Source organism: Sulfurisphaera sp. (genome assembly GCF_059755235.1).
In genome coordinates this window covers 58,278-84,974 of record NZ_DBPRYF010000049.1, presented here as the reverse complement: position 1 = coordinate 84,974, position 26,697 = coordinate 58,278, and the positions used below count along the sequence as shown (strand labels likewise).

The window sequence follows — 26,697 nt, the reverse complement described above, 5'->3', positions numbered from 1 at the left end:
GATGAAAACTTATAAACCCCGAGTCATTTAATATATTCTAGGGACTAACTGTGGAGGACAACTCTCAAGCGTGGATGAGGTTTAGAAGTACAAGACATGCTAAGTACTGGTGTGCCTATCACTTAGTGTGGATTCCAAAGTATCGTAGGAATATACTCGTAGGTGAGGTTGCCGAATATACTAAAGAGGTCATAAATAAGATCATCAATGAACTAGGCTGTGAAAATCTAGCTCTAAACGTTATGCCAGACCACGTTCATGTCTTTGTTCTATGTCCTCCACGACTAGCCCCAGCCTATGTAGTAAAGTATCTTAAAGGTAAGAGTGCTAGGAAAATTCTACAAAAGTTCCCTGAACTTAAAGTTAGAGTTAAGCATGGCAAGTTATGGACTAGAGACTATTTTGTAGCAACAGAAGGCAATGTTACTGCTGATATTATTAAAAAGTATGTTGAGGAGTAGTGGTTGAAAAATGAAGAGGACTAGCGTTGTTTCATTAATACCAGATAAAGATGCTGAAGCTAAGTTAAAAGCTCTGTGTAGTTTAGCGTCAAAGTTGTGGAATGAGGTTAATTATTCGAGGAGAATGCAGTTTTTCGGAAAACAAAAAGTGGATCTAAAAACAACGTATAAAGAGTTCCAAGAAAAATACAAGAAACTAATAGGTATTGTCACAGCCCAACAAGTTCTAAATAAGAACAACCGAGCTTGGAACAATTTCTTCAGAGAGTTAAAGGAAAAGAAAGAAGGAGGTTTGCCTGGTTTTATAAAAAGAGTTAATCCACCAAGTTACAAAAAGAGAGAAAAAACTAGGAAACTGTGGGTTGTGATAAGGAATGATCAGTACGAGATCATGGGAAATAAAATCGTTATCAAATGGTTAGGAGCAATTGGCAGGATAGAAGTAGAATATTCTGGTTTAGTGCATCTGAAGGGAAAACAAGGAATATTAGAGATCCATTATGACTCAGATACAAAAACGTGGTATGCACACATCTCTTTTGAAGTCGAAGAGAAGGCTGTTAGAGGTATTTGGAGAGAAATTCCTTTAACACCTAAAGGTAGCCTGAGGGCTGGTATCGACTTAGGAGTAAATAACTTAATGGCTATTTATGTTGAAGACGGAACATCAGCGTTAGTGAATGGTAGACCTCTAAAGTCAATTGTACACTATGTTAGGGAGAAAGTCTCTGAGTATCAGAGTGAAATAAACAAATTAGGTGTTAAGACAACGCGTAAGCTCAGACTAACCCATGAGAGGGGAAGAAGACAGGCTAAGAGCTATATAGACACTCAAGTTAGAAGAGTCATAGAGTGGCTATATAACATCGGAGTTTCAACAATCTATGTAGGTTATCCTAAGTATATTGCCAAACAGAAAGGTAATTTTAACGTCACCAACGTATGGAGTTATGGCTATGTGATAAAAAGGCTGACAGAGGTTGCAGAAGAGTATGGAATAAAAGTTGAAGAAGTTAATGAGGCATACACCTCAACAACATGTCCTATTCACGGTGACAGTTGTGGGAAGAGGATTGTCAGAGGACTCTTTAAATGCTTCAAGTTAAACAAAGTATTCAACGCAGATGTAGTTGGTGCTTTTAACATTTTGAGAAAATCCATAACCCCAAGTCCTCGGAAGGGGATAGGGGTAACTGGCTGGAGACCCAGCCTGGTGGTGAACGTAGGATGTACCACCAAACCTATGAAACGCACTAAAGGAATCGTCGCACTTTAGTGCGGGGAGGAGGTCAGAGTCCACAACTCTCTAATTTTACTTTTCTTCTTATAACCAGGAGGGTTAACTCTCTTAATAAAACCAGGTAGTTCCTTGTCTTTCTTTTTCTTCAGTTCTTTGAAGAAATCACTCCACGTTTCGTTATTCTTGTTGAGGATTGCTTGTGTCGTGTCAGAACCTATTAGTTCGCTGTACTTTTCGTAAAACTCTTTGTAAGTTCCCTTCAAATCAACAACTTTGTTAGTGAAAAACTGTTGTCTTCTAACATAAGTTACTTCGTTCCACAACTTTGATGAGATTGAACATAAGAGTTTTAACTGCTCCTCTTGTTTTTTGCCAGGTTTCAGCTTTACTTCACTTGTTCTAACCAATCCATCTTGTTTTTTCTTGGGTGCAGTGGGCGTAGAAGATGAAGAGAGGAGAGAGTCGCTTTTAAGAAGAGGTGTTTGAGAGTTGCCCACTGTACCCACATTGTATTATTAAAGAAGACAAATTTATAAACTTTCAAGTCTCCTCCCCGCTTTGAAAAGCGAGGCTTCCTTAATTATTGTGACGGAAAATATAAGTACAAGGAGATGATTGATGAGATGATTGATAAAGCAGGGGACTTAAAGGTAAACTTATCTCTCGATAATCTGCTGAGCTATGATAAGGAGTTAGGTGAAATAACATTAGAAAACCGGACTATATTTTGCCAATCTACATGAGGGTTGTTGATTTTTATGTCTACACAAGGCTCGTTCTGAAAGCGGATCTGCTCCAGCGGGCTGTAGTGAGAGGTGAAAAAGTAATACTCACCCAAGGTTTCGTTAGAGCTGTGAATAAAAGTTTACACAAAAAAAATGACTGTAGAAGAAGTAGCGCATTCGGTTGGAGGAAAAGCAGTTGGTAAAAAGATAGTTGTCAAGTTTGAAAAGTTTGTAAAGTTTCTGTTTGAATAAGATGGGGAGTGGCAATGAACATGGAAACTGATAATTTGGTTGTCTAGCAATAAGTTTAACTTATGATTGTTAGAGAGAAATATCTGCAAAGCCTAAGAGAAGAAGTTTTTCATGTCTTAGCCACTTATTAGCTTAATAGGTTCGTTTTTCCCTTCCTTTTCATAAAAGAAGATTTACATGAGAGGTAGTAACTAAAATGTTTTCTTTATATAGCACCGAAAAGCATATTACTTCCACGAAATTATTGTTTATTAATGAAGAGAGCTTTAGTTATAATGTTAGTGCTCATGATAGCAATAGCTACAACAATAACTCTCCATGATAAAACAATAGTAGCAAAAGCTACAACACGGTATGTAACACTAACAATTAACATCACTGGCAATGGAAATTTAACAGTTATAATACCAAATAACTCCACCGTAATAAACGAGAGTACCACTTTCAAAGTCCCTGCTGGTGATCCAGCCCTCATACTCTCTAACAAATCATTCTGGCCTGGCAAAGGGACAGTTGTAACAAAAATATTCTTGATGTATCGTATAACACAGAACACTACATTAAACGTTTACTTCAATGTCTCAAACGTTGTATATCCATCATCAGAATACGCAAGGGTCACAATACTGAACGAGGGAAACCTTAATTTAAGTATCGCAATCTTTAACGACACAGTTATCTTTACAGGCTTTAACATTGACAATAGCTCAGCAACATTTGTAGCCCCCATCAACTCAACAGTTGAGATCTATTATGGCAAGGAATTCTGTGTTAACGAAACTCTTGCCGGTCTGTTTTTTAATGACTATTACTATCAATACACCATCAATAACTCAACGCCAGTGATACTAGTTGCGACTCCGGCAGTAAATACTATGACAACGAATAGCACTACTACCACGATAATTACTACAATGACAACTAGTACCACGACCACAACGACTTTGCCATCTACCACGGTTGTTAGTATCCCAGTGCCAAACACTACAACAACGCTAACTCAACACAGCGAAACTGTAAGCTTAATATCTACAATAACTTCTCGTAATAATCAGTCAATGATCTATATCATTATAGCTATAGTTGTGATTGTCTTAGTAGCATATTTCGTTTTAAGGAGGGTGAGAAAATGAATAGGATTCTAGTTCATGTTATTTTAACATTGTTTATGCTTACGCTAGTTCCAGGGTTAATGATATCTAATAAGTAGCATATTGTAGTTGCATCAGCACAAGATGTTACAGTGACTTTTTATCTTTAATGAGTCCAAACCATTGATTTTAGTTTATTATCCCTCGCTCGATAGTTATGGCTGATTATTCTTTCTGTATCATTATCCCTTAGGAGAAAAGCTAAGTGAAGAATTTTTAAAATCGGCTACATAGAAAACTTAAAAATAATAAAAAAATCATGTGGTAATATTAATAATCATAATAGCAGCAGTGGCATTACTTAAAAGAAGAAAGTAAGGTAAGGTGAGTTTCGGAAAATACTTTTTTTAAAACATATCTATTTTTCTGTTTTAATTGCATCAATGACTATTCTTTAATGGAATATTGGACCCAAGAATAAAGGTAGATGAATAAAAGGAGTAAGAGAAGAGCTTAGATTAAACATACGCAGTCTGTAAAAGTAGGACGTTCTACGATAGGAGTTTGAGAATCAATGAAAAGATATAAAGGCCGCTCAACTTCATGTATTTTAAATTTATATTCTCTACCTTATAAAACAATTTACTAGTGGATATCAGAAGGACAGGGAGGAACATAAACTATTATAGGGAGGTTAAGTTTTAGATCCTTAATAATTGCATCATTTACAGTATAATAATGGATAGCTTCATCCGGATATGTGAGTTTTTCCATAATTGTTAATGTAACACTATTACAGCCAATCTCTTTCAACTTTAAAGCAATATTCTTTACTCCCTCTGGGGGACGACTTGGCATGATTAGCAAACCTCTGCCAGTACTTAGAAACTTCGCTATGTCGTCATAGTTCTTGTTTCCTCCGCCTTGAAAAGTTAAGAATATTACTTCTGATAGATCTTTCCCAATCACGTGTAAAGCCTTAATAACAGAGGAAACGCCTGGAATTATTTCAAGAGGTATATTATATTTCTCACATCCCTTCTTGATCTTTTCTAAAAGATGACGAGCAGAAACAAAAATATCGCCTCGATGTAAAAACCCCACATCTGTAGTCTTTGCATAATTAAATAACTCTTCGAACTTATAGTCCATCTCTTCTTTTGGTATTTTAATCACTTTCTTACCTTCTAAATAGGGAGAGAATAAGTCTATGATACTTTCCCAGCCTGCGATAACTTGACATTTCTTTATTGTTTCAAGGCCTTTTACAGTTATTAGCTCTGGATCTCCGGGGCCAACACCAACTATATAAAACATTGTAAACCCTAACTATATTATGCGTTTTCTCTTATTATAAAATTTTTCCCTTAAAATAGCTCTGTAGAAAACCTAAAAACAATGAAAATAAATATAGAATTATTTATGATTACTGTTCTCCTTATATTATACGTTATTATCTTTAACGCAATCTCCTTTTCAGTCAACTCTGGGATCTTTGACCTAACAAAAGAACCGCTCTTCCTCTTTATTACTGAATGCACTGTCTCAACTATTGGCCTTCTATTGTAATCTTCTGGCAAATGCCTTTTCATCCTCTTTCTGTTTTCCCCTTTTGTTCGGTGTATTGGGACATCCTCGTTTCTAACTGGTATTATTGCTTGAAGGTCGTGCTTTTTGGCAATAACGTGGTTTTCCTCTGAGTCATACCCCTTATCACCAATGATGAGTCTGAACTTACCAACTAGTTCCTTGTCCATGTTTTCCAACGTCTTCTTAAACTCCTTTGAATCGTGGATCTCACCAAAATGGACGTCAAATGCAACTACTATCTGCAATTTTTCATCAACAATTATTGTTGCTTTAACGTACTTCTTCCTCACTTTCCTACCAAAGTCGTTAAGCCTCTTGTCGTAATAAAAAGAGTGGTAGTTCAAGGAGAAGCCGGTGCTGTCAATAATGATTATACTTCCCAGCAGACCTAGGAAAGACTTCGCAACCTTGTTGAAGACAGAAGGAATGAGTTTTTCATTTATCCTCTTGCAGAACTTCTGGATTGTTGTAAAGTGGGGTATATCAGAGAGGGACAAGAGGGTGACGAAGGAGGGGTTAGAAGATAATATCTCGATGACGTCTCTATAACTTTTGTTTGCCCAGGCTTTATACAGCAATATGACAAAGAGCTGGTACTGTTTATACTATCTCTTTGAGAACTTGGAGGAATAAGGAGGGAGAACTCTTTTTGATGTAATTATTGCTTGTTTTACCAACTTGTATTCTAGTGATTTTTCACGAATTTAGGTAATCTTGCAATAATACGGTAAGTCATAATACGGTAATACCTTCAATAAATAAATGCTTTATTAGGGATTTCTACAGAGCTAATGTATAAGAAAAAAGTTAAGAAAAATCTAATTGCTGCTCAACGGAAAATCATAGTAGGTAAGTTTGTATTTTCAAGTCTATTGAAAAGCATCGGAATACCTAGAACCGTAATACTTATATACTAAACAAAAAATTTTATTGTAATGAAAGCGCTTCCCTTAATAATCTACCTCCTCTTCCTATTACAAATAATTTCACCAATAATAACAGTACAGTACATACAATCAGCAACAGCAAAGCCCCTAATACCACAGCATTATATATCGCCACCCTCAATAACTCTTCAGTCTGGAAGCGGTGAACCAGTAGGAATTGCAACCTATGGAAGCAATCCAACAGGTTTCTCTGGTGCGTCATACACAATAGAGACCACGCAGTGGCTTGGCATAGTAACTGTTGATTCTCTTTCAGCAACATCTAACTGTACAAGCGCTCCTAACTCAGTCAGTTTTCAATTGAACGTAGTGCTGAACTATGAATATAACGGGAATACATATGCCCTATGGGTTCAAGATGTTGCGTTTTTCAACACACAAAACGACGAAGTATATGTTGGAAATAATATTTGGAATGCAACCACTCCATATGCAAATATAGCTGGTGTACGCGGAAATGGAGGAATATATGAAACGACACTGAATGGTTACACTGTTACTTATTATGCTTACACAGACAGTGCTTCATACACAACCTTAAGTCTGCCAGCAACTATTTACCTTCTTGTAAACGTAACTACTAACAGTCAAGGTCAGCCAGTGATTTACTTCTGGTACAGCTATGGTCACGGCTGGGTTAACTACGACGTTGTAACAGTAACAAACGCTACTGGTGCATCTAATGTTTACTTCTTGGTTCAACCCGGGCTTACTTCTGACTCTAGTGGTATCTATTATGATGCTGCATTAATTATAGGCGGGCCTTACAATGGGGCATATGCAAACATACAGAGCGGGACTGTCTACTTCCAGTTGTTCTACTGGAATGGGCACAACTTTGAAGAACCGTTATATGCATACACAGTTGGATATGATACTGCAGAGACTGTAACTAATGCTAACACTCAGCTTTATGTTAACTCATCAAATGGGGAATTATATGCAAAACTAGTAGTTGGTCAGACACCAAGCCTTCAAGAACTGTGGAGCCCATGCAATGTTGTACAACTAACTATCTATTCTCCCGTGAATCAAGGTTATATCTACATTTACAACTACAACTTGATATATCCGCAAGCGACACAAGTAGCATATAAAGTCCCATTTGTTGGTGGACAAGCAACACTGACTTTATACCCCATGAAATATGCATTTTTAGTTTATCAAAATGGTCAAGCAGTCGCAGAAGCAAACATCTATGCAGGGGCAGGGCAGAGCGTCTCAACAGATACTACTCAGTTCTCAATCTCTCTTAATGAAACACAAGCCACTCTATACCTCGACGAGAATGGCACAGTGAGCATAACGATAAACGCTTATGGGACTGTAACGGTAAACGCTGTTTCACCCTCAAGCGTTAAGACTTCATTTACTCAAGAGACAGTGAACGTAAACGGGAAAGACACTATAGACTTAACTATTTCCCCAACTCAAGCTGGCACTTACACTGTGACTGTAAACGCATCGATCTTCCCTGGCTTTTACGTAACGCAACAACTCACGATTATCGTAAAAATACCAATTTACCGTGTAACTTTCGAATACAACGTTGTTGGTCAGCAGTTGCCTCAACAGCCACAAGTGACTTTAACATTCCCCAATGGGACTACAAATACGATCAGAACTTACAACGGTGAGACTATAACTGTTCCAGCGGGCACTGTTTACATATTCCAGCAAATAATAAGCCAAGGAAGCAACACAAGGTGGGCAACACAAACTTTAGTTACTGGCGTCATTAAAGCGAATGATACCACAGTTAGAGCAACATACTATGAGCAAGTACTAGTAAACTTTGAATATCAAGTAACTAACGGACAGTGGACATCAACACCACCAACAGTTACTTACTACAACTTTACAAGTAAAACATCGGTAAGTTTACCCGCACAAGCATGGGTAAACTATAACTCTGCTTACTGCTATCAAAACGTCACTGTAGGAGGGGAAAGGATCATTGCAACAAACTACAAAGGGACTGTAACCTCTTCTGACACAATCACAGTTGATTACACACTGCAGTATTATGTCACGCTTAATTCACAAATCCCAGTGTATGCAATAATAGGAGGAAATAATGTTTCGTTAACTAGCGGTTGGTATAACTCTGGTACTACAATCTCCATTGAAAACATAACATACTATCCTTCATCTGGTGAGAGATACGTCATCACATCAATCTCTCCCTCTGCAACTGTTACTGTAAATTCACCAACAACAATAACGATAAGCACTGTTGAGCAGTTTTACGTTACAGTGACAGTCAATTCACAGACCACAATCTATGCTATCATAAACGGAGTAAATGAAACACTAAAGAGCGGTTGGTATAACTCTGGTACTACTATTCAAGTTGAGAACTTCACTTACTACCCAGCAAAGGACGTAAGGTTTACTATAGTTAGTGTTGAGCCATCAACGAAGATAACTGTAAACTCGCCAGTAACAATAGAGATAAAAACAGCAGAGCAGTTTTACGTTCAAGTAAACTCGTCAATACCGGTATATGCTCTGATTAACGGCAAGAACGAGACCCTTGTAAATAACTGGTATAACGCTAATACTAGTATCCAAGTTGAGAACTTGACTTATTACTCAGCAAAGGATATAAGGTATGTAATAGTTGCAATTAAGCCGTCACAAGGGATCACGGTCACTTCTCCAATCACAATAAACATAACTGCTGTGAAGCAGTACTACGTTACAGTTAATTCACCCATACCAGTCTATGCTTTGATTAACGGTAAGAATGAAAGTCTAACTAGCAATTGGTATAACGCAGGGGCAACTATTCAAATCGAGAACATATCATATTACCCAGCACAAGGAGTGAGATACGTAATTTCCTCAGTTTCGCCTTCTGCTAATGTTACTGTTAATTCACCAATGACAATTCAGATAAACGTACAGAAGCAATTTTACGTTACTTTAGTCTCACCATATTCAGTATATGCTTCGATTAACGGTGTGAACGGAACTCTAAAAAGTGGTTGGTATAACGCTAACACCACAATTTTCATTGAAAACGTTACAAATTATCCGGCAGAGGGCGTAAGGTTTTTCATATTAACTGTTAAGCCATCAATGAACTTCACAGTTAATTCTCCAATAACAGTAGAGATAAAGGTGGCAGTGCAGTACTACGTTACTGTCAACTCCAAGATCCCAGTATATGCAGTCATAAACAGCGCAAACGAAACTCTAAAGAGTGGTTGGTATAATGCAAACACCACAATGTACATCGAGAATCTAACATACTACCCGACAAAAGGCGTTAGATATTTAATGCTCGGTATTATGCCATCGCAAAAGGTCACAGTTAATTCTCCAATCACCATAAATATAACTGCTGTGAAGCAGTACTACGTCAATGTAAACTCTAAAATACCATTATATGCCTTAGTTAATGGAAAGAACGTAACTTTAGATTCTGGCTGGTATAACGTCAGTTCAGAGATAAAAATTGAAAACATATCATATTATATGTCAAATGACATAAGATATGTGATTGTGTTAGTTTCACCATCAGAAACTATAAACTTGACCTCCCCAATTACAGTAAACGTGAGTGTGATAAAGCAGTACTACATCCAAATAAATTCACCAATACCAGTAAAAGCTATAATTAATGGCACTGAGACGTATTTGAATTCCTCATGGATAAATAAAGGGACAGAAATTCATGTGATCAACTATACTTACTATAACAATAACGAAAGGTATGTTATGACTGGAATTTCCCCACAGTCATTTACGGTTAATTCACCAGTAATAGTAAATATAAGCACGATAAAGCAGTTCCTAGTCACTATAAATGGTGAGCAAGAATGGACTACTCAGGGAGAGAAAATCACTCTGACTGCAAATGTCCCAATCTATGACGTTGGAGAGTTTGTAGGGACTTACAATGTTACGCCGGGAACTACAATAACTGTCACCTCGCCAATAACTGAAACGCTTGCGCTACATCCAAACTATGTCTTCTATGCTACTGTCATAGGAATAATATTGGTAATAGTAGGAGTTGTAGTCGCTTTCATAAGAAGAAGAAAGTAATTTGTTTTAAACCGCACGACTTTTTTAAGGGAATAGTTATTGGGAAATTGTTGCTTAAGCAGTGATAAATGACCCGGGCACTGAAAGTCGCATTAACGAAGTTGAGGTTTTAACAACTGTTTTAAACGCTCTATTTAGAGTAGTTATGAAAGAATGAATAAAATTTGTGGCATTAAAAGAAACAGTTAAAAAGAAAAACACAGAGTTAATTTTAAAATATCTTGTTATCTTTTTAAAGAGTGAATCAACTTATTTGAAAATTTTTTACCGCTACAATAAAAAGCTAGATCCAATACTCTTCCCCTTCTCATTTCAGTCATACGATATACATTAAAAGCTTTGATCGTTTTCTGCCTATGGGCTAACGCCTTATGTTAGCTCTATGAAATACTTTTTCAAACCTTGAACATTCATTAATCTTTCGTCAGTAGTTAACAATTTCCCGTTGTACTTTATTGCTAATTGAACAAAGGAAGCGTCATATACTGACATGTTGTAGTTTAACGCTAATTCAAGAGCATCATCTATAACTTCATCAACACGATGAATTTTTAAAGACCCGAAGAACTCCGCCTTAATCTCTTCATATATATTTTTAGCGTCTTCAGCTGATATTTCTTTTCTAATTACTTTCTTTCTGATTGCACTTGCAACTTCATAAAAAGCTAAATCAAGTGTGTGAACGTCACTTTCTTTCTGAAGGAACTTGACCACTTCTTCACTATATTTTTCAGGGAAATAAAGAGAAATAATGGCAGAAGAATCAACGATAATCATCATCCTCAGCGTCCCTATCTTCTCTTATATCCATCCATCCTGGTCTAGAGCTTTTTAATCTCTTCCTTAGTTCTTCAGCATCTTTTAAAGCCCTTCTCCTCTTCTCCATCATTACAAGCTCCTCTAGATATTGTCTTACTTTTTCAGGGTAATCAATTCCAAGTTCTTCAAGCTCTTGTTTTAGCTTTTTACTAACCCTAACGGAAATTACTTCACTCATGTTTATTCACATGACAATATTTGATTTTCGAAGATATAAAGTTTACTCTTTTGTCAACAGAAAAAGAAAACATGTGAACAGGTTAATAACGTGAACGCATAAAAATATTCATAATCATGATTAACTAGTTAGCTAAAGAGAAAAATTACTTTCTTCTAACTAGTAAGAGGAGTAACGCTACTGTTATAATGATGACTATTATCGCAATAATTGGAAATGTAGATTTCATGATGGTGTGAGATGTGTAAAGCGCCATGGTTATCGACGTGTTCGAACTCGTAGTAGAGCTACTTTGATTTGAGTAAGTAAAGGTATATATAGTAGTCACAGGGGTTACTGTTGAACTGCTTTTTGTCATTGTACTCGAGCTATTAGTAGCCGATAAAGAACTTGTTGTTTTCTGAACAGGGTAAACTGTAACGTTAATAGTTGCATTTTCTTCCAGCTTCCCAAGGGGATTCTCTACAATAATTTTTATCAAGTAAGTCCCGTTTTCGGTCACATTGTACTCCATGGACTCTCCCTTAGTCTGCCCCAGAAGAGAGTCATTTACATACACAAGGTACGTGTCCTGCTGGTTTTCATTCCATGAGATGTTTAGTATCGTGTATCCCGGATAATGAAGTTCAGTGACGTAAATAGTGAAGGGTTTAGGTGATTGAAGAGCGTTGTAAAATTCTAATGAGGAAGTTACCGTAACTTGCAATCCAAATATATTCACTTGTGTTGAGACATGAGTCAGCAAGATCGTTAAATTTAAAAATGAAAGCCTCGTTTTTTAAGGCGGGGATGTTAGATAAGAAAAATTTATAAATTTTCAATATAAAGTTTTTATTGGTAGGGATAGTCATGGGGAGCCACCCTTTAGCGACTGCCCTTGAAAGCGACACACCTCTTCTCTCTTATTCTATGCTCCCCATGGCTAACCCTCCCCAAGAAGATGAACCAGAAATAGTTAGAACAAGTACAGTTAAACTTTTGCCAAACAAAAGTACTGAAGCAAAACTAAAGTCGTTATGTAGCATCTCATCGAAGTTGTGGAACGAAGTCACTTATGCTAGAAGGATGCAGTTTTTCGGAAAGAAAAAAGTGGATTTAAAAACAACATATAAAGAGTTCCAAGAAAAATACAAGAAACTAATAGGTTCTGCCACAGTACAGCAAGTTCTAAATAAGAATAATGAGGCGTGGAGATCTTTCTTTAGAGAGTTGAAGGAAAAGAAGGACGATAGTCTGCCTGGTTTTATAAAGAAAGTAAACCCGCCAGGTTATAAAAAGAGGGGTAAATCAAGGGAACTGTGGGTCGTGTTGAGAAATGACCAATACGAGGTTAAGCAAAATAAAATTCTTATAAAAGGAACGGGTGCTGTAGGATGGATAGAAGTGGAATATTCGGGGCTGATTCACTTAAAGGGCAAACAACGCAGAATGGAGATCCATTACGACCCAGATACTAAGACGTGGTATGCTCATATAACCTACACCGTGACGGAAAAAGCTGTTAGAGATGTTTGGAGAAAAGTCCCTCTAACACCTAAAGGTAATTTAAGAGCAGGAATAGATCTAGGAGTAAACAATTTGATGGCTGTGTACACGGAAGACGGTTCCTCAGTCTTGGTGAACGGAAGACCAATAAAATCAGAGTCTCATTATTGGAGAGAAAGGATTGCCGAGTATCAGAGTCTGATAAACAAATATGGAGTTAAGACAACACATAAACTCAATATCATGTTCAAAACGTGGAAGAAAAGAGTCTGGCATTATATAGAGACACAGGTTAGGAGAGTTGTAGAGTGGTTATATGAGAAAGGAGTCTCGATTATCTATGTAGGTCATCCTAAGTACATTGCACAACAGAAAGGTAATTTCAACGTCACCAACGTTTGGAGCTACAAACAAGTAATAGACAGACTCAAAGAAGTTGCAGAAGAGTATGGGATGACTGTTGAAGAAGTTGATGAAGCCTATACCTCATCAACATGTCCAATTCACGGAAACAGTTGCGGGAAGAGAATAGTAAGAGGGCTCTTCAAGTGTCTTAAGTTAAACAAAGTATTTAACGCCGACATAGTCGGTGCTTTCAACATCTTGAAAAAATCCATAACCTTGAGTCCCTCACGGGATAGGGGTAACTGGCGGAACACCCAGCCTAGGGCTGAACGTAAGGATGTAGCCCTAAACCTCTCCGCTCTAACAAGAGTGAGAACCCTTGCTCTTTAGAGCGGGGAGGAGGTCAGATCAGTTGAATTGACAAGAAGACCGTCTGCGTCATATAGTGAGCTCTCAGAACCTACCATGGTTTCGTGGTAAAGCAGTCCCCAGCTCATATTGTAAATTGAAAACGTTTCAATTACGTTGTTCCCGTTCGTTTGCTCCTCTTCCACAAGGATAAACTTGTCGTTGATAAACCCTACTGCGACTTCATTGAAACTTTTGACCGAGATAATTTTACCAGTTGATAAATTGAGCAATACAAGGTAAGAGGAAGAAGCGCTCTGAACATAAGTAACTAGACCTATGCCGTTGCTTACTGAAACTGAGTTTGGCTTAACGTCATTGTAGTCTGGTATTTGGTAAAGTACTTTCCCTGTTGAGAGGTTTATAACGAAATACTCAGTGTTAGTGTGAAGACCTACTAACTCTTGGGTGAAGTTCAAAGAGGCATTTGAAATAACTCCTAAACAGTTGCTGACTTCTATTGTTGATGCATTTGCAACGTTTATAGAAACGTTTCTTACCACTTGGTTATGAAAAAGTGAAAGTAGGTAAGTTTTCCCTGCTGGAGATGATTTCCAAAGAGCGTAGATAGAGTTGTTATAAGCGAAAATATCAGAAACTACTCCGTTTGTTATCACATTTTTAACGTGCCAGCTTCCGTTTGTGTAGTTAGCATAAGCTAAGTAGGTTTCATTCAATGAATAGCCGTTTGGAATTGAAGAAACACCCGGAACATAAACAAAATAGATGTTGTCTCCAACAGCTTTAGGCGGTGTAATAGGAACACCATTTAGAGGTAAAGGAGGAAGTCCTAGACCAGATATAAAAGTAGAAACTGAAGTTATGTTGATGTTAGTTGATCCCCCATTTACTGTCACTTGACCTTTTACACTCTCACTCAAGTAATATACGTGATTAGAAATGCTCTGAGGGGTTGTAACGACTATTGTTCCACTTAAGGACAAATCAAGAGCTAATGAAAAGGTTGTTATCGATGAGAGAAAAAAAGGAAGAATAAGGAAAAACGAAAGGAGAGCCTTCTTCATAAGAGCAAATAAAACTGACGATTTAAAAAATTTTATCCAAAGTAGTGTTACAGTCGGACTTCATTTTTGTCTGACTGTCTTTACATTTTACAATCTATATTGTTTTAACTAGTAGAAGAAATGATATAGCTAATATCTAACAGATAATAAACTTGTCTAAACAAAGGATATTGAAAAGCAGAGCGATCTCAACAAATCTTATCTTTACTTCGACTTACTTATGCTTTCTCGGCACATATGCAAGAGTTGTCTGAGATATTAGTTTTCCATTCATATTTCAGTACATTCATGTGATAGACTAGTAACACGTGCAATTGATAAACAAAATTTTGCTTATCATTATTCTAACGTTAAGATGATTACCAATACTCTGCTGAAGAGATCGAATTACAGCCTCTTCTATATTTAGTTAAGATCTACATAATCTAAGGTAACATACGGATATAAAGATAAAATTAATTTACTGCTTAGCAAACTACGTCTTTTTTCTAGCTCACAAGATATTATATCAGAATTACTAAGAAAATATAATATTAAGAGGTAATTATTCTAATTGAAGAATTAAATTTTCTAAATTTTTTAGTAAAAAACATCCTTCTATTTTCGTAATATCTTACCCAACCCTTGATATACAAAAGATGCACCAATGAAGAAGAGGATAGAATTTATTGCGAAGAGTGAAACAGCTATTATAGTAATTGGTAATATAATGTTAGAGGCTATAAAATTGCCGTACATCTCAATAAATATCTCTGCAATAGATAAAATGAAACCTACAATTACTAACAAACCTCCTACTCTTACATAAATTTCGTCATATATATTGCCTATTCTGTAAATCCCCAGCATCAGTAACATATTACCTAAATCTGGAATTAGTGCAACTAATACATTAGCTAAGTAAAAACTCAAAGGAAAAACTGGTTGAAGGTTTAGAGTGTTCACAGCATAGGTCTTGCTAGTGAAGCTGGTAGCTATGTGTACATCATAAAATATCATAAGGAGAATTAAGACATAACCTATGATAATTAGATTTGCTCCCAAATAACCAATTCCCAAATGTCTGTAGAAGTTCCTCAATAATTTAAACCCAGATCTAAATTTCGCTATAGATAAAACGTAAAGGACAAATCCTATTGATACGATAACGAGACCGAGTAAAGGATATGTTGCCCCTTCAGTGGAGGTAAAGAATACAAAAAGTAAGAGAAGAAAAGCTCCAGCTTCCAATAATTCTTGAGAAACTACTAAAAACGAAAGTGCCGAACGTATCTTTTTAAGTCCGTCAAATTCACTTTGCATATAAAAAGTAAGTTGTGGAGAAATAAAAATTTTACATTATAAACTTGGCGTTAAGACTACGATAATATCTATTCGCTTTTCTCTTCCACGCTCAATTTAACTTGTAATACATTTAGAACATGATAGGGATTATAACAAAAGCACTAACTTCCATGATTTCTGATAAGCTTGGATCTTATGGCTATATTTGACTAAACTTACGTGCTAAAAAATTTGTGTGAAAAAATCAGAGACTAGTTATTGTCTTTTCAAACGTCCTCTCCCGATAACTCTTTGAAAGCAAGAACGGGAAAGTGAAAATTGCGGTAGCTATGGCTCCACCAATTGGGAAGAAAACGTCCAAAAATATAGGTATGAGAGAGGCAGAAGACAAGTAACCTACAACCATATTTCTAAAACTGAACTGCGGTATTTGTGACTGTGAGACTGGGTAGAATCTGGCGTAAATTGAGGAAACATATACGAAGACAAACGGGATCAAGAGACTACCTAGCCCTGCTACCGGGTTAAGTAGGATAAGCGAAACTGAAAATGGTAAGAGAATTATGAACAACGAGAGGGTCTTAGTTAGAACATATTTTCTAGCGTAATCTATGGGTGTCATAACTGATAAGTTTAGCCATAAAGGTTCATTTATGAAAGCAGATTGAGAAGTGAACATGACAAAGTAAAAGCCCGTGAACCCAACTACAAATTCCTCCCCGAAAGAAACTCTAAATAGGAACGCAAAGATTACGTAGTAAACTGCTGCAAGTGCAGAAGTGACAATAAGCATTTTATAGAGTTTCACTCTCCTATTTATTTGTTGCACTACACCACCTAGGTTAACCCTCCCACCAATCTCAATAAAGTTTAAGTGTCTCTTTAGCATTGCGACTAAAGGTGATGAAGAATAGAGAGAGATTGAAGTTGTTGCTTTACCTCCTTGAGAGAGAATTCCTTGCCTCCTATAAAACCCATTTATTAAATCCTCAATGTTTGCATTCCTCATCCCTAGGACTAAGACTATAACATCTAGTGCACCTAAAATGAAATAGCCGTAAACATAGCCAAAAATCATGGAAAATGGAGAGAACGGGAACTTCAAAATCGAAGATAGCATCCAAACAGTAATTATTGCAGATATGATCTTTCTGTGTTTCTTAAAAGCGAAATAAGAGAATGTGTTTATGATAGAGACCATCAATACTACTAAGATGGAAAGGAAAGAAAGGAGTGGGAAAAGAAGATAGGCAGCAAATATTGTTGAGAATAAACTCAGCAAAAAGGAAGAGATCGACTGTGCAACCACTATATCTCTCTCCTCAAAGGGTAACGTGTAGAGGAAATCAATGTCAGACTTCTGGATAAATATAGAGGTGTAAATACTGCTCATGAGGAAGTAAAAGGAGATATAAGCTATCCCACCAATTGCATAACCGTATAACGTATATGGAGAGAGGCGAGCATCTGAAGAGGATGGAAACTCAAAGGAAAAGACGATAAGAACTAATATGACTGAGAAGATAATTGATTTCCTAAATGTTGTTCTTATTTTGAACTTAATCAAGTCCCAAAGCATTGCTAATCAGTACTCCTTCTGCTTTCACTTGTTTCATCTTACTTTTTATTTCTATGGATGACTTGATTTTATTGGCGTTTCTGTTACTTTCTGTTTCGAGAAATTTAATTGATTTATAAACTCTCTGTAATTGATTCATTCCAAACGGGATAAAGCGCTCTACAAAATTAACTTTTTCTGTCCCCCTTGACTTTTGTCCATTATTCATATATTCACCTTTGATTGGAAACATAAAAATATTTATTGGCACTAATTTGAGCCGGTTTGGAAAGAAAAAATAATTTCACTTTCTTCTAGCTAAGAAGACAGTTAATGCTATGACTATGACTACTATCAAAACAATCGATATGACGAGAGATAAGCTTAGACTAGTTGCACTCTGAGAGGTTGTTGTAGAGCTTGTTGTTGCAGGAGGAGATGATGTCGAAGAAGTTATAGCTGAGGATGTGGTTGTTGTACTAGTTGTTGTATTGGTTGTGGTAGCTGTTGTACTGATTGTCGTAGAAGTGGTCGTAGTGGTGGACGTTACTTGAACTGGGTAAACCGTGACACTAACTGTCATATTCTCTTGAATTTCTCCGAGTGGGTTCTCAGCAATAACTTTTACCAAGTACGTACCGTTTTCAGTTGCATTATATTGTATGGACTCGCTCTTTGTTTGAGCAAATAGAGTATTATTTACGTAAACGAGGTATGTGTCGCTCTGATTTTCATTCCATGAGATGTTTAGTAGTGTATATCCGGGGTAGTGTTGTTCAGAAACGTTAATTGTGAAGGGTTTAGGTATTTGGAATACATTTATAATTTTAAGTGATGAGTTTTCTGTAACTTGGTCAGTTTGTACATTCGGACGAAGAGAGATTTGAGTTAACAATATAGAGACTGTAGACGAGTTTACAAACAGACCGTCAGGAGAATTTAGTGAGGTTGGAGAGATTGTCTCACTCTCTTTGTAAAGCTGTCCCCAAGTTAAGTTATAAACTGAAAGTGTCTCAATGGCACTAGTTCCAAATACTTGTTCATCATAAGCTAAAATGAACTTACCGTTTATGTAGCCCAAGGCTGTTCCGTAAAAACTCTTTTCTGATATGGTTTTATTTGTTGATAGGTTGTATAAGACAAGGTATGATAACCCAGTTGGTGACCCGGTAACAGATGTGTAGCTCACTAATCCTAAGTCATTGCTAACTGAAACCAGAATTGGGGGATTTCCATTATAATCTGGTATTTTGTAAATGACTTTGCCCGTGGACAAGTTGATGACATAGTATTGTATATTTAACCCAGTAGTTGATAACGACTGCAAGTTGAGTGAGGATGAAGAGTTTGAAATGACTGCTATACCCTTACCTACTTCAATGTAGGAGGCATTTGGTACGTTGATTGAAATGTTTTTAATTACGTTGTTTTGAGAGATTGAAAGTAGATAAGTTTCTCCACCATGAGAAGACTTCCATAATGCATAGATTGAGTTATTATAAGCAAAAATTCCAGTCACAACGCCGCTTGTTATTACATTTTTAACGTGCCAACTTCCGTTGGTGTAGTTCGCATAAGCTAAGTAAGTCTTTGTGATGTTATTCAAGTTCGAAATTGAACTAACGCCAGGTACGTAGACGAAATAGATGTTGTCTCCAATAGCTTGTGGTGGTGTAAGCGGAACTCCATTTAGAGGTAGAGGAGACAATAATCCTAATGCAGATATATAACCAGTCATTGAAGTAATGTTGGAACTTACTGAAGTTTTATTTATAATAGTAAAACCTTTAACAGTTAAACTCAAGTAGTACACGTGGTTGGAGATACTTTGAGGGGTTGTAGATATTATCGTTTCATTGAAAGATATTACAGTCACTTGTGAAAAAGTTAATAAAGACAATGAGGAGACGAAGAGCAGTAGAGAAAATAGGATGATAGATGTTTTTGCTAATTGGCTTTTCTTCATGTCGAGATAAAATATAATGATAAAAGTTTAAATAATTTACCCAAAGATAAGGGACTCCATTGCATATTGCCTCGTCTTTTTTACTTCAAGGTTATAACTAGAGAAAGGTATTATTGAGTTAAGATAAAGCTTTTTAATAACTTACTTACTCGTTAACACAAAAAGAGATAGTAATAAGAAAAGAATTGTTTTTAAGAAGCGAATGAAAAAGCTTCACTAGCAGGGAGGAGATCATAGACTAGTTATTGTTTTTTCAAAAGTCCTCTCCCAATAGCCCTTTGAGAGCAAGAACGGTAAAGTAAAAGCCAAAGTTACTATAACTCCAGCTAAAGTCGGTATAACTCCAAAAATTGGTAAGAAAGAATCTAAATATATTAGGTATAAAAGCCCCGGCAACTGATAGACCTCCAGTAAGGACTCTTGCATCATAAGAAGGTGTCTGTGACATTAGCACGGGGTAGAACCTAGCGTTAACAGATGCGCCATAAATATAAGTGAGTGGGATAAATAAGCTACCAACACCCATTAAGGGGCTAAGGAGAATTACAGAGATCGAGATTGGTAAGAAAAGTATAAACACTGAGAGAGTCTTTGCTAACAAATATCTCATGGCGAACTCCACTGGAGTCATAACTGATAAGTTAAGCCATAAAGGTTCATTTACAAATGCTGATTGGGTAGTAAATAAGATGATGAAAAGCCCTGCTAACAAAACTATATTAAGCTCTAATACAAGAAATGCAATGTGAGGGAGATGACCCTTTATTAATGAAAATCCTATGTAATTTAATATTCCAACTGCAATAGTAATAGGCAGTATTTTATACATTTTCACCCTCTTGTTTATTATATATGGTATTCCGGTACCCATATTTATCCTTCCTCCGATCTCGATAAAGTTAAAGTTCCTCTTTAACATTGCGACCAAAGGTGATGAAGAGTATAATGAGATTGAGGTTGTAATTTTGCCTGGTTGTGTAAGAAGTCCTTGCCTCCTATAGAACTCATCTATTAAATCCTCGACACTTGCGTTTTTTATGCCAAGAAACACGGTTATAATGTCTAACACAGCCAAAATAAAATAGCCGTAAACGTAACCAAACAACATTGAGAATGGCGAAAACGGGAACTCCAAGAGTGAGGACAGCATCCAAATTGCAATTAAGGGAGATATAATTTTTCTATAACTCTTAAAGGCAAAGAAGGAAAAAGCACTCATCAAGGCAACCATTAACGCCACAGGCACGGAAAGGAAAGAGATAACTGGAAATAGGATTATGGCTATAACCACTGCTGATATTAAGTTTATTAGGAAGGCTGAGATAGAGTAAGCAACTTCTAACTCCCTTTCGTTAACTGGTAACATATAAAGAAAATCTACGTCGGATTTTTGAATAAAGAAAGAAGTGTAAATGCTGTTAGTCAAAAATATTAGGGAGAGGATAGCTATTCCTATAACGGTAAGCTCATATAATGCTGGTGAAGGGAGATGGACATGAGAGAGGGAGAAAGAATTTAAGAGTAACACAAGTAAGACAAATGCATAAACAGCCATTGCAGACTTCCTAAAAGTTGTCCTTACCTTGAACTTAACTAGTTCCCATAACATTTTAAACGCCGGTACTCATTATCCTAGCAACAATGCTTTCAATTGGCTCGTCCTCTTTCCCTAGCCTTTTTAACTCTTCAATTGTTCCACTCCATACAACTCCACCTCTGTTTATAATAATAACGTGGTCTGTTAGACGAGTTGCAATTGACATAATGTGGGTAGAAACTAAAAACGTTGAATTCATGCTCCTTAAAACACCTATAACCCTCTCTTGTGTAGGTATATCAAGGTAATTTAGCGGTTCATCTAACAAGACGATCTCTGGATTGTGAAGAATTGTTAAAGCAATAGAGAGCTTTTGTAAATTCCCCCTTGACAGTTTCCCAGCCTCAACGTTCACGTAACTCTCCAGCTCAAGAAGGTTGATCAACTCATAAACCCTCTCCCTTGGTACTCCTCTGAATGAGGAAAAGTACTCTAGATTCTCTCTTACCGTCAACGTTCTGTAAGGCATGGCATCCTCAGGCAAGTAACCTAGGACTTTCTTAACCTCTTTTGAGTTAGGTGGCAAACCTTTGATGTAGACTTCGCCTTGATCAGGTTTAAGCAAACCAGCTAAAATCTTAAGAGTCGTGGACTTACCAGCACCGTTGGGACCAAGCAAAGCGTATCTACCTAAACAAGGGACTGAGAAAGATAAATTATTGAGAGCGACTATGTTTCCATAACGCTTGACTAAGTTTCTAACTTCAATGCATTCCATAATGAGAGAGAAGAGTATAAGGATAAAAACTTTTTCCAAAGTTTGAGCTCTGTAGAAAACCTATAAATAACAAAAATAAATATAGAATTATTTAGAGTTATTGTTCTCCTTATATTGTATGCTATTATCTTTAACGCAATCTCCTTTTCAGCTAGTTCCGGGATCCTTGACCTGACAAATGACCCGCTCTTCCTCTTTATTACTCTAAACCTATATAACAAAGCACTGACAAAATGAACGTAATTAGAGTAAATGATAAGGAAGAGTAAACTGCATTAGATAGCGAAATCGAGGATATAAGCAGAGGAATTAAGTCGCCTATAAGCTCAAAGGAATTATAATCAGTATTACCTCCTATCTTAAGGAGACTTTGGTTGTAAAATTTTCATATATCGTAAAGAGCTGTAACAATAAGAGTGTAGTTAATTATACCTATTGCTCTTACAATTAGCTATGTGAGTTGGAAAATTTAAAGTGGCAAAGCAGAGTTCGTTGCCATTACATTAACTGCAACTGATATAAAGAGCATTACAATCTCATAAACACCTAGGTAAGACCATTTAACGTAATTGTTCTAGGTATCAAATCCTTTTATAGCTTCAATTGGCACCACAATAAGGGATTACAAGTGCTATAAATGCAAAGAACCAGCAAAAAGTAAAGTGAAAAGAAAACCACTAGCTTTATCACTTTCAATTAGTTGCCTTGCTAATTCTTGCACACTGATTGTTGGATAAAGGACTGTGGATTAAGATTTCTAATGGAGGTAAGAGTGATAGTACAGCTTCTACTACGACTAGGTCTGTCAAAAGCTCTTCAAATATAAGTAACATAATTCCTAAGCGTAGTTTACCTAATTCCATCTAGTTCAGACATAATTTCACCTTTTCCGCTCTTAAAAAAATATGATGATAATCACTTTAGATATTATTTCGTTATGATAAAAGATCTTAATCATATGATATTCTATCGTGTTAGCTTTAAAAAAGCAAGAAATGATTTTCAAATAGAAATTTACAAAGGAATAGCACAGTCTAACACCTTTCTTATACGAGAGTAGAATAAGTTCTATTTCTTGTTAAAAATAATAGTTTTTGAGTTTTTAAGAAACTTATTTTAAACGAGAAAAATCTATATTATATAAACAAACTATCCAAAATTCACATAGCTAGAGTATGACATCTTCAAGTTTTACTATTAAACTATAAAAGTCTTACATCACATAACCATAAAAAAACCTCAAGGTTGATAAACAGCTGTAGCCTTTACCTCACTCATGTTTCCCCCTATACTTACAACTAAGGTTACGATATAGTTTGAACCAGGGGTCAGTAAACTTACATTGCTAAACCAAATAGTAACCTCATTCTGTCCAGGTTGCAAGACAACTGGATTGACATTAACTGAAGAGAGTCCAGTCCCCTCAATTCTAGCTGACAAGACTGTAGCTTGTGTAGAGGAATAAAGTGAAACTTGAGCATAACCGTTTCCTCTAATTATCCCTTGTCCTACTTGATAAATCTGAGAAGGGTAATTGGGTTGAGTTTGAGGCATTGGTGCACCCATTGGATTTATGTTACTTGGGGGATAGCCAAGTTGAGCTGGAGGGATTACAGTTCCCATAGGTCTTATCTTACCTAGACCTACATAAACTAGAATAAGACCAATAAATGAAACAATGCCTATAGGTATTGCTGCTAGAATCCCTCCTATCTTTGTTGTGCTTTCATTGTATATTTCTCCAACCTTGTAAAATCCTACCCCAATTAATATGTCTGCTATGATTAAAAGAACTTCTCCAAGATATACTATAAATACACCAACAAGGACAATCGTCAATATTGCACCGATAAGGATCAAGATAAGAGATACAAGATATAATGTTGTTCCAGTATATCCTATTCCAACGTCTCTACCTAAACTATTGAGGATTCTAAAACCTCCTCTAATGTTAAGTAATCCTATAATTCCTAGTATAGCTCCAATAACAATCACTGCCACTAAAGCTCCAACAGCTCCTAGTGCTGCTGACACTGCTCCAGGGGTTGCTATTGAGAATAATGAGGCACCTAGTATTAAAGCTATAAATCCGATAAGTAGTGGTACCAAGATTAGTAGTAGTGTTCCTTTACGTAATTTATTAATTCCTTCAAATTCGCTCTGCATAATAGAAAATTAGAAACTAAGATAAAAACCTTATTGTTCTCTTTCTCCGCAAAATGAGTTTATTTGTCGATTTACCTATAGCTTATATTTTATAACTTTTTAATTCTTAAGGGGAAATTGTAATATGTTTTATTTTTAGTAATTTTCAACACTTAAAATGGGTTAACCCCACAATTATTAACACACCGTAGTAAAATAAATGCTATTGTCTATTCTATCCGCTATAGTTTCTTCCCTTTAATTTCTATCTAGCCTTAACAAAACCTATATTTACCCCTTAAACCTCTGTATAAGCGTAATTAATTTAACTATATTTTATCTCATATATATTCCAGTAGACTTCATGTCCACTATCATAATCCTTTATTTGGTTATGTGTTTCATAGTGTTTTATGTTTAGGTTACGTAGAAGGAAAGGTTCTTACTTTTCACAATAATTTTATTTCTCCTTTAACTTACTCTAATTTGTGAAGGAATATAAGTTCAAGAATCTGACTATTCTTCTGATTCAAGGGGATATAACGGAGCTTAAGGTTGATGCAATTGTTAACGCAGCTAACTCTTATCTAAAACATGGAGGAGGTGTTGCTGGAGCCATAGTTAGGAAAGGAGGAAGAATAATACAAGAGGAGAGTGACAGATATGTCAGAGAACACGGTGTAGTACCAACTGGAAGCGTTGCAGTAACTACAGCTGGCAAGTTAAAGGCAAAATATGTTATTCACGCTGTAGGTCCGATTTATGGTGACGAAAACGGTGACGAAAAACTAGCTTCAGCAATAAGATCGTCTTTAGAGAAGGCTGAAGAACTTGGAGCGGAGTCAATTGCTTTACCTGCTATTTCAACTGGGATATATGGTTATCCTTATGATAGATGTGCTTCAATAATGTTTAATGAAATAATGAAGTTCTCGGAAAAAGCGAGGTCAGTCAAGAAAGTAATTGTTTGCCTTTACGGAGATGAAGCCTATAACGTTTTTGAAAGGACATTTGAGAGTAATTATAAAACTCTTAAACTTAAGTAGGAGGTTTTATTTCTATGTTAAGAATCTGTTTAATATCTTGAGGGTCAACAAGTTTTAGGAACTCATCTACAAAATTTTTATTTATATACAACGCTGACGGATCGTTCGATAATAAAAGAACTCTTTCATAAAACTTTATCTTTTCTTCATCGCAAGTTGAGAGCTTATTTCTTTTTCCCTTAAAGTTCAATATTCTGTCGACTATTTCATCTATTTCACTTGTAACTTTACTATTTAAAACCTCATTCAATAACGTTTCTATACAACCTTTGTAGTCATTATCCTTTTTACCTATTACTATTAAAACGTGGCAACCCATAGTTCCACATAATTTGATGGAAGGTTTCTTGACTTCAAACTTTATTCCGCTAGTAATGTTATTTATCTTATCGTATATTGCATCGAAACCTTCATCATTACCATCAACTAAATAACATATATTGCCCTTTTCTATAGGAGATCCTAGAGATACTTCGTTTTTAAAACGATATATCACATTATCTTTTCCGTTGAGAGAAGCTATTATTTCTGGTGAACTGTATCTATCTTGTATATTATAGACTCTTTTTAGCAGTAATACTTCAGTATTTCCTTCAGCAAAAACTTTAGTGCACTCTATCATAGCTACAAATACCCTATCCAGCTTAATGGCTTCTCTAGATCTTTAAATAGAGACATTTGAGGGTATATTCTATATTCTCCACCTTTAAACAGAGAAATTATGTTGACCTCGTTATCTTCAAAGATATCAGTCATAAACTTTATCACTTCATTTGAATGAGTTGTAAAAATCACTTGTGTACTAGACTCTTTTATGCTCTTAAGAACTCTTATTAACATATCAGGGTGAAGGGAGTCTTCAATTTCATCTGCCAACAGTAATGAGGCGTAAGAGAGACTATCTCTGATCAGTTCTTCTTTTAATAATCCCCTTCCTATTACATATGCAGGTATTGCTTTATTATCTTTAATTTCATGTAAAGTATAAAATCCATAGGCATCTTGTAATATTTCAAAGTTTGATTTAATTCCTTTATTTCTCGCATAACTCACTATTTTTTCCGGTATGGAATATGAGTCAAAATGAGTTGAAATGTATACCGGGAACTCTTTTCTTTTTATAATCTTTTGCTTAAATCTAACAAAAGGCCAACTCGCGGGTATATTTACTCCTTCGGGGAATCGAATCTTTAAATTTTCCACTATTATATTTGCAACCGGCTTTTTAGAGTCTGGGTATAGAATGTTTAAGGTATAAGGGTCTTTCCTCTTGAAAATAAGTTTTAGTTCTTCATTTCCGTCCCACATTAAAATTTCGGTATCCTCTATCGTTAGGTAAGAGGAGAAAGTATTACCTCTACTATTAAAGGTATAAGCCACGAGTTCATTTATTTCATTTTCAGTGTACTCAGAATAGAAAAGGGACGAGAGAAAAATCGCCTCAAGAAAAGAAGTCTTACCGGTGCCATTCTTTCCAATAACAACATTTATCTTCTTCAAATTAGCTTCAATGTTCAATCCCCTAAAGCCCTTAATTGAAACTTTAGTAATCATAAGATATATTTAACGGCGTGGGTATTAAGTTTTTGCAAGAGTTAAATGCAAGGATAGACCTTGAGTAAGTTCTAGTTTTACATCCTTCAAAACTTCATCAGCATAGAGAAAAAGAACGATAATCTAGGGCATATATCGAAGTAGACCTTATTAAAGACCCTTTTCTCTAACTATAACACATTTATACTAAAACAGTATAAAGAGATA

Annotated in this window: 22 protein-coding genes and 1 pseudogene; 6 read left to right on the top strand and 17 right to left on the bottom strand. The window is 36.0% G+C overall.

All coding sequences use genetic code 11. The features are described 5' to 3' along the window. Nucleotides 1-74: 74 nt before the first annotated feature. The gene (gene tnpA, locus AC3OCB_RS10680) at nucleotides 75-461 is read left to right on the top strand and encodes an IS200/IS605 family transposase (protein WP_498342491.1); all 387 of its coding nucleotides are present in this window, start codon (nucleotides 75-77) and stop codon (nucleotides 459-461) included. A gap of 10 nt (nucleotides 462-471) precedes the next feature. Next, nucleotides 472-1,737, top strand: coding sequence for an RNA-guided endonuclease InsQ/TnpB family protein (locus tag AC3OCB_RS10675; RefSeq protein WP_498342475.1), 1,266 nt, complete (start codon nucleotides 472-474; stop codon nucleotides 1,735-1,737). Here the strand turns inward: AC3OCB_RS10675 and AC3OCB_RS10670 are convergent. Next, a complete protein-coding gene (locus AC3OCB_RS10670) occupies nucleotides 1,734-2,207 on the bottom strand; it encodes a hypothetical protein (protein ID WP_498342474.1) in 474 nt (157 codons plus the stop codon). The genes AC3OCB_RS10675 and AC3OCB_RS10670 overlap by 4 nt on opposite strands. Nucleotides 2,208-2,932: 725 nt before the next feature. On the opposite strand from AC3OCB_RS10670, the gene AC3OCB_RS10665 reads away from it, so the two are divergent. After that, entirely contained in the window at nucleotides 2,933-3,811 is an 879-nt protein-coding gene (locus AC3OCB_RS10665) for a hypothetical protein (RefSeq protein ID WP_498342473.1), read from the top strand. Nucleotides 3,812-4,414: 603 nt separating this feature from the next. Here the strand turns inward: AC3OCB_RS10665 and AC3OCB_RS10660 are convergent. Together AC3OCB_RS10660 and AC3OCB_RS10655 are read right to left on the bottom strand one after the other, a co-directional pair. Beyond that, entirely contained in the window at nucleotides 4,415-5,086 is a 672-nt protein-coding gene (locus AC3OCB_RS10660; RefSeq protein ID WP_498342472.1) for an SAM-dependent methyltransferase, read from the bottom strand. A gap of 50 nt (nucleotides 5,087-5,136) precedes the next feature. Then, a pseudogene (locus AC3OCB_RS10655) lies at nucleotides 5,137-5,952 on the bottom strand (IS5 family transposase); the annotation flags it as partial. A gap of 342 nt (nucleotides 5,953-6,294) precedes the next feature. Between AC3OCB_RS10655 and AC3OCB_RS10650 the strand changes: the two are divergent. Next, entirely contained in the window at nucleotides 6,295-10,362 is a 4,068-nt protein-coding gene (locus AC3OCB_RS10650) for a thermopsin (protein ID WP_498342470.1), read from the top strand. A 369-nt stretch (nucleotides 10,363-10,731) separates the two neighbouring features. Here the strand turns inward: AC3OCB_RS10650 and AC3OCB_RS10645 are convergent, their stop codons facing one another. The 3 genes from AC3OCB_RS10645 to AC3OCB_RS10635 all read right to left on the bottom strand — a co-directional run bounded on the left by AC3OCB_RS10645 (nucleotide 10,732) and on the right by AC3OCB_RS10635 (nucleotide 12,065). Next, on the bottom strand, nucleotides 10,732-11,139 hold the full coding sequence (locus AC3OCB_RS10645) for a type II toxin-antitoxin system VapC family toxin (protein ID WP_498342469.1): 408 nt from the start codon (nucleotides 11,137-11,139) through the stop codon (nucleotides 10,732-10,734). Then, a complete protein-coding gene (locus AC3OCB_RS10640; RefSeq protein ID WP_498342468.1) occupies nucleotides 11,126-11,359 on the bottom strand; it encodes an AF_0619 family ribbon-helix-helix protein in 234 nt (77 codons plus the stop codon). The genes AC3OCB_RS10645 and AC3OCB_RS10640 overlap by 14 nt, the downstream gene beginning before the upstream one ends. A gap of 145 nt (nucleotides 11,360-11,504) precedes the next feature. Then, the gene (locus tag AC3OCB_RS10635) at nucleotides 11,505-12,065 is read right to left on the bottom strand and encodes a hypothetical protein (protein ID WP_498342467.1); all 561 of its coding nucleotides are present in this window, start codon (nucleotides 12,063-12,065) and stop codon (nucleotides 11,505-11,507) included. A gap of 143 nt (nucleotides 12,066-12,208) precedes the next feature. On the opposite strand from AC3OCB_RS10635, the gene AC3OCB_RS10630 reads away from it, so the two are divergent. Beyond that, the gene (locus AC3OCB_RS10630) at nucleotides 12,209-13,579 is read left to right on the top strand and encodes an RNA-guided endonuclease InsQ/TnpB family protein (RefSeq protein ID WP_498342466.1); all 1,371 of its coding nucleotides are present in this window, start codon (nucleotides 12,209-12,211) and stop codon (nucleotides 13,577-13,579) included. Here AC3OCB_RS10630 and AC3OCB_RS10625 read toward each other — a convergent pair. The 9 genes from AC3OCB_RS10625 to AC3OCB_RS10585 form a co-directional block, all read right to left on the bottom strand. Next, nucleotides 13,576-14,622 (bottom strand): hypothetical protein, encoded by a 1,047-nt coding sequence (locus AC3OCB_RS10625; protein ID WP_498342465.1) that lies wholly within the window; start codon nucleotides 14,620-14,622, stop codon nucleotides 13,576-13,578. The two genes, AC3OCB_RS10630 and AC3OCB_RS10625, sit on opposite strands and share 4 nt — an antisense overlap. A gap of 597 nt (nucleotides 14,623-15,219) precedes the next feature. Next, a complete protein-coding gene (locus AC3OCB_RS10620) occupies nucleotides 15,220-15,924 on the bottom strand; it encodes a DUF973 family protein (protein ID WP_498342464.1) in 705 nt (234 codons plus the stop codon). Between the two features lie 226 nt (nucleotides 15,925-16,150). After that, a complete protein-coding gene (locus tag AC3OCB_RS10615; RefSeq protein ID WP_498342463.1) occupies nucleotides 16,151-17,485 on the bottom strand; it encodes a hypothetical protein in 1,335 nt (444 codons plus the stop codon). Further along, nucleotides 17,466-17,693: a hypothetical protein gene (locus tag AC3OCB_RS10610; protein WP_498342462.1), complete on the bottom strand. Its 228-nt coding sequence runs from the start codon at nucleotides 17,691-17,693 to the stop codon at nucleotides 17,466-17,468. The genes AC3OCB_RS10615 and AC3OCB_RS10610 overlap by 20 nt, the downstream gene beginning before the upstream one ends. Before the next feature lie 75 nt (nucleotides 17,694-17,768). Further along, on the bottom strand, nucleotides 17,769-19,430 hold the full coding sequence (locus tag AC3OCB_RS10605; protein ID WP_498342461.1) for a hypothetical protein: 1,662 nt from the start codon (nucleotides 19,428-19,430) through the stop codon (nucleotides 17,769-17,771). A 253-nt stretch (nucleotides 19,431-19,683) separates the two neighbouring features. Beyond that, nucleotides 19,684-21,039: a hypothetical protein gene (locus AC3OCB_RS10600; protein WP_498342460.1), complete on the bottom strand. Its 1,356-nt coding sequence runs from the start codon at nucleotides 21,037-21,039 to the stop codon at nucleotides 19,684-19,686. Nucleotide 21,040: 1 nt separating this feature from the next. After that, nucleotides 21,041-21,745 (bottom strand): ABC transporter ATP-binding protein, encoded by a 705-nt coding sequence (locus AC3OCB_RS10595; protein WP_498342459.1) that lies wholly within the window; start codon nucleotides 21,743-21,745, stop codon nucleotides 21,041-21,043. A gap of 692 nt (nucleotides 21,746-22,437) precedes the next feature. After that, on the bottom strand, nucleotides 22,438-22,608 hold the full coding sequence (locus AC3OCB_RS10590) for a hypothetical protein (protein ID WP_498342458.1): 171 nt from the start codon (nucleotides 22,606-22,608) through the stop codon (nucleotides 22,438-22,440). A 376-nt stretch (nucleotides 22,609-22,984) separates the two neighbouring features. Beyond that, a complete protein-coding gene (locus AC3OCB_RS10585; protein WP_498342457.1) occupies nucleotides 22,985-23,911 on the bottom strand; it encodes a DUF973 family protein in 927 nt (308 codons plus the stop codon). Nucleotides 23,912-24,378: 467 nt separating this feature from the next. Between AC3OCB_RS10585 and AC3OCB_RS10580 the strand changes: the two genes are divergently transcribed. Continuing rightward, a complete protein-coding gene (locus AC3OCB_RS10580) occupies nucleotides 24,379-24,936 on the top strand; it encodes an ADP-ribose-binding protein (protein WP_498342456.1) in 558 nt (185 codons plus the stop codon). On the opposite strand, the gene AC3OCB_RS10575 is transcribed toward AC3OCB_RS10580, so the two are convergent. Further along, the gene (locus AC3OCB_RS10575) at nucleotides 24,929-25,558 is read right to left on the bottom strand and encodes a hypothetical protein (RefSeq protein ID WP_498342455.1); all 630 of its coding nucleotides are present in this window, start codon (nucleotides 25,556-25,558) and stop codon (nucleotides 24,929-24,931) included. The genes AC3OCB_RS10580 and AC3OCB_RS10575 overlap by 8 nt on opposite strands. Nucleotides 25,559-25,560: 2 nt before the next feature. Next, nucleotides 25,561-26,490, bottom strand: coding sequence for an AAA family ATPase (locus AC3OCB_RS10570; RefSeq protein ID WP_498342454.1), 930 nt, complete (start codon nucleotides 26,488-26,490; stop codon nucleotides 25,561-25,563). Between the last annotated feature and the right edge of the window lie 207 nt (nucleotides 26,491-26,697).